This window comes from Streptococcus dentiloxodontae (assembly GCF_053206925.1).
The window spans coordinates 1-12,939 of the sequence record NZ_JBRUHR010000025.1 but is presented as its reverse complement, the minus strand read 5'-3'; the positions used below and the strand labels follow the sequence as shown (position 1 = coordinate 12,939).

Here is a 12,939-nt window from a genome sequence, read left to right as displayed (position 1 = left end):
ACTTTGAAATCTCATGCCACTGTTTTTGTAAAATTGAAAATGCTATCTAAAAATTATATAATGGTTGACATGTGTATAGAAATGTAGATTATTAGAAAGGAAAAGAGACCTAGGTATTTCTCCAAGGCTCTTAATCATTATGATTACATCCATTGTATTTGATGTTGATGATACGGTTTACGATCAACAGGCCCCTTACCGTATTGCTATGGAGCGGTGCTTCCCTGATTTTGATATGGCGAATATTAATCAGACTTATATTCGTTTTCGGCATTACTCAGATGTTGGTTTTCCTCGTGTTATGGCTGGTGAATGGACAACAGAATATTTTCGTTTTTGGCGATGCAAAGAGACACTGCTAGAGTTTGGTTACCGTGAGATTGACCAAGAAACTGGAAACTATTTTCAAGAAGTTTATGAAAATGAGCTAGAAAATATTACTATGCTGGATGAAATGCGCATGACACTTGATTTTCTAAAGGCCAAGGGTATCCCTATGGGAATTATTACCAATGGGCCGACAGAACATCAGCTTAAGAAGGTCAAAAAATTGGGACTCTACGACTACATAGAGCCTAAATGCGTCTTGGTCTCTCAGGCAACCGGTTTTCAAAAGCCAGAAAGGGAGATTTTCAATCTGGCAGCAGAACAATTTGGCATGAACCCGTCAACGACTCTTTATGTCGGAGATTCTTATGACAATGATATTGTGGGTGCTTTTAATAGCGGTTGGCATTCTATGTGGTTTAACCATCGCGGACGAACACTCAAGCCAGGAACCAAACCTATTTATGATGTAGCCATTGATAACTTTGAACAGTTATTTGGGGCGGTTAAGGTTCTCTTTGATTTGCCTGCCAATAAATTTATTTTTGATATTAATGACAAGGAAAATCCAGTTCTCGAATTAGGCATCAATAATGGCCTTATGATAGCTGCAGAGCGTTTGCTTGAAAGCAATATGAGTATTGACAAAGTTGTTATTCTTTTACGTCTAAATAGGCATCAGGAGAAAATTCTGCGTTTAAAATATGCAAGATAAAAAATGGAGTCCCAGCCAAAGTTGCGTTTGGCTGGGACTCCATTTTTTATCATTCAAAGTCAATCATCTTTTTCATTTTTTACTAAAGGAAGCGAAATTATACTCTCAAGACCTGGATTTAAATAAGCAAAATTCAAGCTGCCTTTATGAAGCGTAACAATTTGTTTGCTGATAATAATCCCCATGCCATGTGTAGCGTAATTGCGGGATTTTTGATTGAGTTCTGCAATTTTTTCAGCACTAATGGAGCCATTGTCTGTGATTATCAGCTGCGCGTGGTCTCCAACCTGCTGTAAACTGAGTTTCAGTTGTGGCGAGGTATTGTGCGTTAGGCTGTTGAGAAGAATATTGTTGATAGCGCGTGTCAGCAGCGTTTTATTACCCAGAACAGGAGTTGCGTCATTGGGCAGTTCAAAGCTCAAATCAATCCCTTCATAGTTATTGTAGAGGTCAGCTATGATTTGTCTGAGGAGACCATTAAGGTCAAAGCTGGTCATTTCCTGCTCAATATCTTGATTCTCCAGCAGATAGCTCATATTAAGGTTGGAGATGATGCCTTCCATTTTATGAATATTAGCTTCGATTTGCTGAGTTTGATGATTGCGGCCTTGCAAACTTTCAAGCTGGCTGGTGTAACCGAGCATGAGGGTCAGAGGATTGCGCAGATCGTGGCTGATACCGCGTATCCAATGGCTGCGCATGTCCTTGGTTTCAATCAAGAGCTGCGAGGTCTGGTTGAGAGCAGACTTGATTTCAGACAGGTTGCCTTTCTCATCAAGGAGGACAGGTTGGTTGTCGGACAAGTCAGCAAGAGCCTGAGTGATGGGTTTGAATTCCTTGCGGAAGCGCCATTGTGACACCAGATACATGACTAATAAGGCTGTGAGCAATCCCACAACAATACCTACAACCAGCTTTGCGATGCCAAAGAAATTTTGAGCGTTGTAGTAATTAGCTGGAAATTTATCATAAGTTCCCTTTGGATAACCCAAGATGAGGATTTTTCCCCCAACAACAAAGGTAAAAACAGGGTAATCATCTAAATACCAGCGCGATGAGCGGGCAATATCTGCCATGCTGTAGTGGCGCTTGAGCTTACCTGGCAGGCGGTAGGATTGTTCAATGTCTCCCTGCTCTGACAGCAGCATGAGCCAGATCTTTTGCTTGTCTAGGACTTTCTTATTTTGAGCAGTGAGTTGCAGCTGGTCATGACTGACCATTGTTTTGACGAAGGCTGTCGGCTCTTCATGACTTTTTTCCATGTTAGCAATGATGTGATAGCTTCCAAAGAAGAAGACGACAAGAGCAGCCAGTCCTAGAAGGACTACCATAGCAAAATAGGTCAGCAGCACTTTAGAAAAATACTTAAAGGTTGTCATTTAATCCACCCGTAACTGGTAGCCCAGTCCCTTGATTGTGATGAGGTGGACAGGCTTAGATGGATTAGCCTCAATCTTCTGCCGCACCTTGCGGATATGCGCCATGAGCGTATTCTCATAGCCCTGATAATTGTCGCCCCAGACCTTGCTCAGCAGCTGGTCAAAGGTAACGATTTTATTTTTATGATCGTAAAGAACTTTGAGCAGGCTGTATTCCTTAGCGGTTAGCGGAATTTCTTGGCTCTCTTTGAGAATGGCTGCGCGCTCAAAGTCAATCTGACAGGCACTTAGTCTAACCAGCTCATCTTGCGGCGGATAGCTGCGCTTGAGAATGGACAAGAGCCGCAGTTCTAATTCTTTGGGGCGAAAAGGTTTGACGATGTAGTCATCCGCTCCCAACTCAAACCCTTGGTATTGCTTTTCGATGTCAGATACCGCAGACAGAAAGAGCACAGGCATGGTTGAGGTCTTTCGAATTTCCCTCAGCACCTCAAAACCAGAACCGTCTGGCAGCATAATATCCAAAATCGCTAAGTCAAAGGCTTCCTTTTCCAGAAGCTCTAGGGCTTCTTTTTTGCTGGCAGCCCGTGTCAAATGACTGAAACCGGCAATAGACAGACTTTCTGTAACCATATCTAAAATTTCAGGATTGTCATCTAGGATGAGAAGCTTTCTATTTTTTTCGTTCATATCAGTTCACCTTAACCTTAGTATAGCATAATCAGCTGAACTGCTCTGCCATTTTCCCAAAAATTAAGGAAGAATTAAGGAAGCCGGCAAGGAGAGGTAAGGTGGGGGCGCTATACTAGAGGTGTCAAATGAGAAACCAATAATTGAAAAGGAGAAGATCATGAACGACTATATTTTAGAAACCAATCAACTGAGTAAAGATTTCGCTGGAGAATTATCTGTTAATCAGCTATCCATCCATGTCAAGAAAAATGAAATCTACGGCTTCCTTGGACCTAATGGTGCTGGAAAGTCCACAACCATGAAGATGCTTTTGGGACTGTTACAGCCAACGCAAGGTGAAATAAAACTATTTGGTAAAAATTTTGACAGCAATCAAATTGCACTACTGTCAAGTGTAGGCTCCCTTATTGAGGAACCCTCTTACTATGCTAATCTGACTGGATATGAAAATCTAGAGATTATCCAACGTTTGCTTAAACTCCCCAAGGAAAATATTGACAAAGTTTTAAAAATCGTCAAACTCTACGAGCAAAAAGACAAGCTGGTTAAAAATTATTCATTGGGTATGAAGCAGCGTTTGGGTATTGCTTTGGCTATTGTCAAATTTCCTAAATTGCTGATTCTTGATGAGCCTACAAATGGACTAGATCCTGCTGGTATTCAGGAAATCCGCGAACTCATCAAATCCTTGCCGCAAAAATACGACATGACTGTCATTATTTCCAGCCACATTCTGTCAGAGATTGAACAGATGGCGACAACTGTTGGCATTATCAACAAAGGAAAGCTGCTTTTTGAAGGAAAACTTGCTGAGTTAGAAGAAGATGAGAAATACCTTTTTGAGACCAGTGATGATGCCCTCGCTGAACAGCTGTTGATGCAAAAAGGTTTTGAATTAGAAGAAAATCAAGACCTGATACTCACAGATTACAACAAGGCTAATATCGCAGCGGCTGTTAAACTTTTAGTAGCAAATAACATTGATATTTATCAAGTTCGCATGGTGCGTAAATCACTGGAAGAGGTCTTCCTTGATATGACAGGACGAGAAGGAGGTGTCTTGTAATGCTCAATTTAGGCTTAGAATTTACCAAATTAAAAAGGCGCTCTTTCCTGCTATCCTTGATTGTCATTATTGTTGTCGAATTTGTCTGGAGTAGTGTTGTTATCAACAGTGAGTTGCCTAAAACCCATGAGGTTTATAATGCCATCTTCGACATGGCTTATATGAACGATTTTATCCTACCACTTTTTATTGCTGTTTTGGCATCCAGACTGCTGGAAATGGAACACTTGGGCAAGACTTTTAAGTTGTTGCAAACCAGCAATGAAAGTCCTTGGCAACTTTTTAAGGCTAAACTAACCTTTATGACCATTTTTGCCTTTGTGGTTAGTTTGTTACAAACCATCTTTTTAAAATTTATTATTCAAGCTGCGCAAATCAAGGTGACACTTACTCAATTAAGTCTCTTTTTGTTAACAACTCTTTTAGTCTGTATTTTCTTATCTTGCTTCCATCTGTGTTTGGCTTTTATCTACCAAAAAGCAACTGTAACGGTAGTAACAGGCCTAATTGGATCCTTCCTATCATTGGTCGGTATCAGTGCTCTACCCTTACCTATTCGCTTCTTTGTTCCTTGGCAATACTTCTCTATGATGGGAATCGCTAAGCGGATAATTGGAGCTCACACTTACCTTTTCCAATACGATAGCAATTATCCCTTTAAATTAGTAGCTCTGTTGCTTATTATAATTGTAGCCATTTTTGTCAGTAAAAAACTTATCGGAAAGGCGGATTTATTATGATATCATTTGAATTTAAAAAAATCAGGAAAAGCGCTATTCCGATAATTCTCATCTTCTTTAATCTTGTCGGAACCTTATTAGGAACAATGCTGTTTGCTCTTAGTCGCAAGTACCTTGTTGATGGGACAGAAGCTTTTATTCTTTGGGGACAAACGGTCTTTTACTCATCACAAATTTTCACCCCTATCCTCATTGGAATCATCTGTTCCATCAGCTGTCAATTTGAGGAAAGCAATAAAAATTGGCAGCGGCTCTTGACCATTCCTATCAAACCTGGTCGTATAGTTCTTGCAAAAATCGCTAGCTTATCAGTGATTATGGCTATCAGCCAATTATTGGTGCTATGCTTTTACATACTTAGTGCTGTCATTTTGAAAGTATCTTTTGCTAGTTTTTTACCGGACTTTTTACTCTGGTCTGTTACAGGTTGGCTGGGGACCGTTGCTATTGTTACCGTTCAAATTTTTATTAGTGTTCGACTGAAAAACTTTGCCGTTCCTATTCTCATCTCAGCCATTTTAGCTATGGCAGGACTTATGTCCCTCTTTATTGGACAAAGTTTATTCACTATCTTTCCTTATACTCAAGTTGCTGTAGGTCTTCGGGTTCGCACCTTAGTATCCTTTACTTTACCAGAATTAGCACTATTCCTTGGACTTAATGCCCTTTATATTAGTCTCTTTTATGGTTTAGCAGTTAGACAGCTTAAAAAACGATTTGTTTAGTAAATTGGTTTAAAAAGAGTCAAGCAAAGCTTGTTCCAGATTGAAGAAAAAGTCTAATTTGGGTAATTTCTTCAATCTTTTTTCTTTGTACTCGAAATCAAAAATCTCTTAAAATATTCTTCATCTCTCTGGATAATTTCTCGAATCATTAATTTTTAGGGGCTTATCTACGTTCTGAGTCAGGCAAAGTCTGCTCTGCTATTTTCCCAAAAATTAAGGAAGAATTAAGGAAGCCGGCAAGGAGAGGTAAGGTGGGGGCGCTATACTAGATTTGTCGAACGAGGAGGTAGAAAAATGACGACAATGATTGAACTAAAAAATGTCAAACGTGTTTTCGGTAAGCAGGTGGCGGTAGACTTGAGTGACCTGCGTATTGAGCAGGGGGAGATTTACGGCTTGATTGGTCCAAATGGAGCTGGTAAATCAACCATTATGAAAATGATCTGTGGCCTGCTGGAGCCAAGCTCTGGTCAGGTCACGGTGGCAGATGTTCCCATGACGGATGCCAATCGGATTGGTATTCTCAAACAAATTGGTTCTCTGATTGAAGAACCTGCCTACTACGATAATCTGACAGGTTTTGAAAACATGCAGATTATCAAGGAGCTTAAAGGTCTTACCAATCATGATGTGGATGAAGCACTCGCAATTGTCCGCCTGACAGATCATAAGAATAAACGTGTCAAGCATTACTCACTTGGAATGAAGCAGCGCCTTGGGATTGCTATGGCCATCATAGGACGTCCAAAGTTGATTGTCTTGGATGAACCCACCAATGGTCTTGACCCGCAGGCGCGTGAGGAAATTCGTAAGCTCATTCGCAGTCTGCCTGAGAAGTTTCACACGACGGTCATGATTTCCTCTCACGCTTTAGATGAAATCGAAAAGATGGTGACTCAGATTGGGATTATCGGAAAAGGTAAACTACTCTACCAAGGAACAATTGGTCAGTTCAAGAGTCAGCACAGCAGCAATATCTGCCTGAGAACATCGGCTGATGACATGGTAGCTGCGCTTTTGGGACTGGATGCTAGTCAAACCCAAGTAACGGAGCAGGGCATTTTACTACCGCATTATGCTGATGCCCAACTGGCACAAGTCGTGAAACGATTGGTGCTTGCGGATGTGGCCGTTTACCGTGTGGTTGAAGTCAGCAAGTCGCTAGAAGAGCTCTTTATTGACTTCACAGCCAGTGATGTCTTGTAGGAGGTTGCTATGTTGAAACTCTTTAAGATTGAAGCAAGGAAGTATCGGGGGTTACCTGTCTTTAGACTTTTGTTTGTTTCTCTTGTCATATCGCTTTTTTTTGCTAGTCTGCAGATTTTCGACCATAAGAATGCAGCAGATTTGGCTAATCGAGTAATATTCTATCAGGTCTGGGATGCAGTTGCCATGATAAAGGTTATCGTTCAGCCCGTTATCCTAGCGAGTCTGGTTAGTATGGCTGTGCAGCTGGAAAATCGTCACAAGATGTGGAAAATTTTGACCAGCAGCGGTGTGAATTATAAGTCTATCTACGCTGTCAAATTCTGTTACATCTATGGTGCCTACGCTCTGATGCAAATCATAGAATTCTTGACGATAGCTGTTCTGATTAAAATGAAGGGCTATACCGCTAGCATACCGATAGGAAGAATGGTCTTGTATTATTTGACCCTACTAGCTATTTCAGGGGTGATTATGCTGATTCACTATCTCTTGTCCCTCAAATGGGCCAATCAGCTCATCAGTTTATCAGTAGCTGTCTTAGCCAGTTTGATGAGTGTGATTATGATTTTCATTTCAAAGGTTGTCATGTATATCATTCCCTATACTTGGTATGCTTTTCTCATGGCCAGTCAGCCTGAGCGAGTTGGGGACAAGTATATTTACCATATTATGGCCTTTCAGCCCTATCCCTTGATAGCCTCAATTATTCTTGGATTTGTCCTTTATCAAGTTGGTAAGCGCGTTAAGATTGGAGATTAAGATGACTTTATTAAAAATTGAATGCTTAAAATTACGCCGAGCAAGATTGTGGCTGCCACTTTTGATTTTGCCGCTTTTATCTGTCCTCTATGGCAGTGTCAATTATGCAGCTAATCAAGGTATATTGAAAAGAGAATGGCTGAGCCTTTGGACACAAGTCTATCTCTTTTACGGTGCTTTCTTCTTTCCTTGTATGATTGGGATTGTCTGCGCTTATATCTGGTACGGTGAGCACAAACACAATAATATCAAGCTTTTGCTGACCTCGGCATATTCTCTTAGGCAGATTATCTGGGCAAAAATGCTGCTAGCTCTTGCCTTGATCCTGCTGTCTCAAATTTACTTTTTGGGCCTGTATTCTCTGAGTGGTTTCTTTTTCCACTTTAAAATGACCTATCCGCTGGAGCTGTTGGGCTGGAACTTAGTTGCTACGCTCTTCTCTATAGCTTTGGTAGCTATTCAGTCTTATCTGTCTCTTATGGTTAAAAGCTTTGCGCCGCCTGTTGCTTTGTCAATGCTGATAGGACTTGCTGGTTTCATTCTCACAGCGCAAAATCTCATTCCAGAGCTTGGCTATGTCCTAGCTTCCTTAAAATTAGCTGCTCTTATGAACCAGACGAATACCGCTCATATTGTCTTGCCCATGTCTATGTGGCTGCGCTTTGTCATCTATTCAGCCCTGATTGTGATGGTATCTGTCTTTTTTCAAAGAAGGCATTTGAAAAAACAAATGCGTTAAAATCAGTCAGCTTAGGCTGGCTTTTTTATATGTAGACAGAAAAAAACTAGCAGCGCTTTCTGATAATTCCTGTCAAATCACATCGTACAGTTCTTGCAAAAATCGCTAGTATGTCTCTTGCCACAGCCCATCGTCTTGTTTTAACCGTGGTACTAAATTGTCCAATCTAAAGCATTTAAAAAGAGGCAGGAATTGCTATCCCAACCTCTTGTTTTGATATTTTTAAACTATTGATAAAATCCTCGAATGATTAAAAACATATCAGCAATTTCTTGAGGAGATTCCTTGGCTCCTCCCACAATCCAGTGTATATAGAGACTCTCAAGACTTGCAGTGTAAGTGGTAGATAGATATTCTTTGGATAGTCCCAAGGTAGGGTTAACAGAATTGTAAAAGAAGTCAGGGTTTTCTTCTATCAGTTCTTTAATGAATTGCCTCACTTTTTGAGAAAAATTGATTTGAATCACTTGCGATAAAGCATAAATAAATTTTTGCTGGCTTTTAAGGTAGGTTAAACCTTGGATAAGACTTTGTCGAAGATCTTTATTGACAGAATTGGTCATCAAGTATTCCTTAAAATCTCCCGTCACTTCATGTGCTAGCTTATTGACAAGATCGTATTTGTCTTGATAATGCAGATAGAAAGTACTGCGATTAATCTGAGCCTTTTCAGTAATTTTTCGAATGGTAATGCTATTAAAATCAGAATTTTCCAGCAGCAGCTCAGTAATGGCTGCTTTTATTCTGGCCTTGCTTTGTGTCTGTCGTTTTTGAACCATTGTATCTCCTTAAATAGACATCCGTCTAAATACTGATGCTTGTTTTTGTCTTGAAATCATTATATACTAAAGTAAAAATTAAATCAACATATGTCTAAATAAGGAGGCTCTCTTATGGCTTATATTGAAATGCAGCATTCTTATAAACGTTATCAAATGGGAGAAACCCAAATCATTGCCAATAATGATATTAGTTTTGAAATAGAAAGAGGAGAGTTAGTCATTATTTTAGGAGCATCAGGCGCTGGGAAATCAACTGTTCTCAATATTTTAGGTGGAATGGACAATAATGATGAAGGAAAGGTCATTATTGATGGTGCTAACATTGCAGACTATAATCAAAAACAGCTGACGACTTATCGTCGTAATGATGTTGGCTTTGTCTTTCAGTTTTATAATTTGGTTCCTAATTTAACAGCCAAGGAAAATGTTGAGCTAGCTTCAGATATTGTTGCTCATGCAAAAGATGCTGAAACAACGCTAAGAGAAGTTGGTCTAGGAGAGCGCTTAAACAACTTTCCTGCCCAACTGTCTGGTGGTGAGCAGCAGCGGGTTTCTATTGCACGTGCCCTAGCTAAAAATCCTAAATTGCTCTTATGTGATGAACCGACAGGTGCACTGGATTATCAGACGGGAAAGCAAATTCTTAAGCTTTTGCAGGACATGTCACATCAAAAAGGTTCGACTGTTGTCATTGTGACCCATAATTCAGCCTTAGCTCCGATTGCCGACAGAGTCATTTATTTACATGATGCTAAGGTTAAAGCAATTGAGATGAATGACCAGCCTCAGGATATTGAGAACTTAGAATATTAGGGAGGCAGTCTTATGAAGAAGCGAATCTATTGGAAAATAATTTATAAAGCTTTGCTGCAATCTAAGGGACGTTTTCTTTCCATTATGCTTTTGATGTTCTTAGGTTCTTTTACTTTTATCGGTTTAAAAGCGACCAAGCCTAATATGCAGACACTCGCCAGAAGCTACCTAAAAACGCATCAAACGGCTGACTTATTTGTAACAGCTAGCTCTGGTTTCAGTGAGGCAGATCAGACAGAATTAAAACAACTTAAAGACGCTCAGGTAAGCTTTGGAAAAGTAACAGATATGACCCTTGAAGGAAAAGATACGGCTATGCGTGTATTTTCTAAAAGTCAATCTCTTTCAACTTATCAAGTGCTGTCAGGACATCTGCCTCAAAAAGAAGACGAGATTGCCTTAATTTCTACCTTGAAAAAAGACTATAAAATAGGAGATACATTGACATTTCAGTCTTCTGAAAAATCTATTTTAAAAAGAAGGAAATTCAAAGTTGTTGGCTTTATCAATTCTTCAGAAATATGGTCCACTTTAAATTTAGGATCATCAACAGCAGGGGACGGTACCCTATCAAGTTATGCTCTCGTAACCTCATCGGCTTTTTCAAATGAAACCAACACTTTAGCGCGTATTCGTTATCGTCAGCTAGAGCATATGGATCCTTTTTCTGCTAGCTATAGTTCACGAATCAGTCATTATCAAGACCAACTGGATAGCTTACTTGAGGACAACGGGAACCAACGTTTAGCAGAGCTAAAGGAAGCACCGCAAGCCAAAGTTGATCAAACTAAGCAAGCGCTAGCTGATGCTCAAAGTAAGTTGCAAGACCAAGCTCAAAAGATCAGTATATTGCCAGTTGGTCAACAAGAACAGGCTCAGCAGTCTCTTCAAGAGGAGCAGGCTAAACTTACTCAAAAAGAAAAGCAAATTCAGCAAGCACAAGCCAAAATAGATGCTATGACAGAACCTACCTACACTACCTATACGCGTTCTACCATGCTAGGTGGCGAAGGTTATACGGTTTATAAATCCAATGCCAATAGTATGGGTAATCTTGGCAATATTTTTCCTGTTGTCTTGTATGCCGTTGCCGCTCTGGTTACCTTTACGACAATGACACGTTTTGTTGATGAAGAAAGAAGCAATTCAGGTATTTTTAAGGCACTAGGTTACTCTAATCGAGATGTTATTAGAAAATTTCTGGTTTACGGACTTGTAGCAAGTTTAATGGGAACTATTCTTGGGATCTTAGGAGGACATTACCTGCTAGCAAAAATTGTTTCACAGATTTTCACAGGCAAAATGACTCTTGGTAAGCCGCATCTTGCTTTCTATTGGTCTTATAGTCTTATTGCTATTTTATTGAGTCTTATTAGTGCAGTACTGCCGGCCTATTTGATTGCTAGGCGGGAATTGAGTGAAAAGCCCGCTCAATTATTGCTTCCTAAACCACCGATGAGAGGGGCAAAGATTTTCCTAGAACGTCTAGGTTTTATTTGGAATCGTCTTAGTTTTACACATAAGGTAACCGTACGAAATATCTTTCGCTATAAACAGCGGATGCTGATGACTATCTTTGGTGTTGCAGGTTCCGTTGCTTTGCTCTTTGCAGGTCTTGGCATACAGTCTTCCTTAGGAACAGTCATTAAGGAGCAATTTACACAGTTAACACCTTATCATTTAGTCGTAAGCAAGAAGGATGGGACTGAAAATGAGCAGGAATTGACAGATTTCTTGAAGTCAAAAGAGGTCTCTAGCTATCAAAGCCTTTATTATACCCATGTGATGGAAGAAATTCCTAATATTAAGGATCGCCAGTCTGTTGCCATTATGGTATCAGATAAAAAAGACTTTACGAATTTTGTCCATTTAAAGAATGTTGATTCTGGTCATTCGTTGACTTTGCCGAAAGAAGGTGTCCTGATTTCTGAAAAATTAGCCCGCTTTTATAAGGTTAAAGCAGGCGATAGCTTTAAGTTCAAAGATAGCAAGGGTAAAAAGCGACAGATCAAGGTAGCAGCAGTGGTTAAGATGAATGTTGGCCATTATCTCTTTATGACCAAGTCAGTTTACCAGCAAATTTTTGCTGAAAAGCCTGACAATAATGCTTATTTTATCAATCTAAAAGATGATTCTGTTTCTCACATAAAAGACGTGGCAACAAAGTTATTAGCTATAACTGGTGTTGCCTCAGTGACGCAAAATACAACTCAGATGAAGACAATCAAGACTATTGTGACCTCTCTAAATGCTGCTATGACGGTTGTGGTTATTATTAGTGTTCTCTTAGCTCTCGTTATTCTTTATAATTTAACCAATATCAACATTGCTGAGCGAATCAGAGAGCTTTCCACCATTAAGGTTCTTGGTTTTTACAATAGAGAAGTGACACTTTATATCTATCGGGAAACGATTGTCCTGTCCTTGATAGGAATTATTCTTGGCTTACTAGCAGGACGTTATCTGCATCAATTTATTATGGAGATGATTGGTTCTGATAATGTCATGTTTGGCACAACCGTTGATGTCACTGTTTACCTTATTCCTGTTTTCTTTATCCTGCTTATTTTGCTCGTTTTGGGCTGGCTGGTCAACCGCCGTCTGAAAAATCTTGATATGCTAGAGGCTTTGAAGTCTGTGGACTAACAGTTAGAAAGATTCTTATGAAAAATATTATAATTACTGGTGGCAGTTCAGGCATCGGCTTTGAAATTGCTAAATTAGTAGCACCCAAGGCCCAGAATATCGTGCTGCTTGCCCGCAATCCAGAAAAACTAGATGAAGCTTCCAGGCAGCTGCAGTTGAAAAATATGACGCTGAAGGTTCATTCTATTCGTTCAGATTTGTCAACGCATCAAGGCATTTTGGCTCTTTGTCAACTGTAGTGGGTGACTTATAACTAAGCACGAGAGAGAATCAGATTGGTTCTCTCTCTTTGCATGTTCAAAGCGATAAGAATTTTAGTTTTAAAGTTTTTGAAGTTTCGAAAGCC

General features: G+C 39.8%; 13 protein-coding genes. 10 read left to right on the top strand and 3 right to left on the bottom strand.

What is annotated here, in order from left to right; genetic code table 11:
- Window positions 1–139 precede the first annotated feature (139 nt).
- The gene (locus ACVRZ8_RS09945) at window positions 140–1,042 is read left to right on the top strand and encodes an HAD family hydrolase (protein WP_447449174.1); all 903 of its coding nucleotides are present in this window, start codon (window positions 140–142) and stop codon (window positions 1,040–1,042) included.
- Window positions 1,043–1,101: 59 nt separating this feature from the next.
- Here the strand turns inward: ACVRZ8_RS09945 and ACVRZ8_RS09940 are convergent, their stop codons facing one another.
- Entirely contained in the window at window positions 1,102–2,421 is a 1,320-nt protein-coding gene (locus tag ACVRZ8_RS09940) for a sensor histidine kinase (protein ID WP_447449173.1), read from the bottom strand.
- On the bottom strand, window positions 2,422–3,111 hold the full coding sequence (locus tag ACVRZ8_RS09935; RefSeq protein WP_447449172.1) for a response regulator transcription factor: 690 nt from the start codon (window positions 3,109–3,111) through the stop codon (window positions 2,422–2,424).
- 160 nt (window positions 3,112–3,271) lie between these two features.
- On the opposite strand from ACVRZ8_RS09935, the gene ACVRZ8_RS09930 reads away from it, so the two are divergent.
- The 6 genes from ACVRZ8_RS09930 to ACVRZ8_RS09905 all read left to right on the top strand — a co-directional run bounded on the left by ACVRZ8_RS09930 (window position 3,272) and on the right by ACVRZ8_RS09905 (window position 8,352).
- Window positions 3,272–4,180: an ABC transporter ATP-binding protein gene (locus ACVRZ8_RS09930; protein ID WP_447449171.1), complete on the top strand. Its 909-nt coding sequence runs from the start codon at window positions 3,272–3,274 to the stop codon at window positions 4,178–4,180.
- Window positions 4,180–4,920 carry an ABC transporter permease gene (locus ACVRZ8_RS09925; protein WP_447449170.1) on the top strand — a complete coding sequence of 247 codons (741 nt, stop codon included), beginning with the start codon at window positions 4,180–4,182 and terminating at the stop codon, window positions 4,918–4,920. The genes ACVRZ8_RS09930 and ACVRZ8_RS09925 overlap by 1 nt, the downstream gene beginning before the upstream one ends.
- The gene (locus tag ACVRZ8_RS09920; protein ID WP_447449169.1) at window positions 4,917–5,645 is read left to right on the top strand and encodes an ABC transporter permease; all 729 of its coding nucleotides are present in this window, start codon (window positions 4,917–4,919) and stop codon (window positions 5,643–5,645) included. Before ACVRZ8_RS09925 ends, ACVRZ8_RS09920 begins: the two co-directional genes overlap by 4 nt.
- A gap of 294 nt (window positions 5,646–5,939) precedes the next feature.
- Window positions 5,940–6,851 (top strand): ABC transporter ATP-binding protein, encoded by a 912-nt coding sequence (locus ACVRZ8_RS09915; RefSeq protein WP_447449168.1) that lies wholly within the window; start codon window positions 5,940–5,942, stop codon window positions 6,849–6,851.
- A gap of 9 nt (window positions 6,852–6,860) precedes the next feature.
- Window positions 6,861–7,613, top strand: coding sequence for an ABC transporter permease (locus ACVRZ8_RS09910; RefSeq protein WP_447449167.1), 753 nt, complete (start codon window positions 6,861–6,863; stop codon window positions 7,611–7,613).
- Between the two features lies 1 nt (window position 7,614).
- Window positions 7,615–8,352: an ABC transporter permease gene (locus ACVRZ8_RS09905; protein WP_447449166.1), complete on the top strand. Its 738-nt coding sequence runs from the start codon at window positions 7,615–7,617 to the stop codon at window positions 8,350–8,352.
- Window positions 8,353–8,579: 227 nt separating this feature from the next.
- Here the strand turns inward: ACVRZ8_RS09905 and ACVRZ8_RS09900 are convergent, their stop codons facing one another.
- Entirely contained in the window at window positions 8,580–9,131 is a 552-nt protein-coding gene (locus ACVRZ8_RS09900; protein ID WP_447449165.1) for a TetR/AcrR family transcriptional regulator, read from the bottom strand.
- A 114-nt stretch (window positions 9,132–9,245) separates the two neighbouring features.
- On the opposite strand from ACVRZ8_RS09900, the gene ACVRZ8_RS09895 reads away from it, so the two are divergent.
- The 3 genes from ACVRZ8_RS09895 to ACVRZ8_RS09885 are packed head-to-tail and all read left to right on the top strand — an operon-like array spanning window position 9,246 to window position 12,832.
- The gene (locus ACVRZ8_RS09895) at window positions 9,246–9,947 is read left to right on the top strand and encodes an ABC transporter ATP-binding protein (RefSeq protein ID WP_447449164.1); all 702 of its coding nucleotides are present in this window, start codon (window positions 9,246–9,248) and stop codon (window positions 9,945–9,947) included.
- A 12-nt stretch (window positions 9,948–9,959) separates the two neighbouring features.
- On the top strand, window positions 9,960–12,593 hold the full coding sequence (locus tag ACVRZ8_RS09890; RefSeq protein WP_447449163.1) for an ABC transporter permease: 2,634 nt from the start codon (window positions 9,960–9,962) through the stop codon (window positions 12,591–12,593).
- A 17-nt stretch (window positions 12,594–12,610) separates the two neighbouring features.
- Window positions 12,611–12,832 carry an SDR family NAD(P)-dependent oxidoreductase gene (locus ACVRZ8_RS09885; RefSeq protein WP_447449162.1) on the top strand — a complete coding sequence of 74 codons (222 nt, stop codon included), beginning with the start codon at window positions 12,611–12,613 and terminating at the stop codon, window positions 12,830–12,832.
- Window positions 12,833–12,939: the final 107 nt, after the last annotated feature.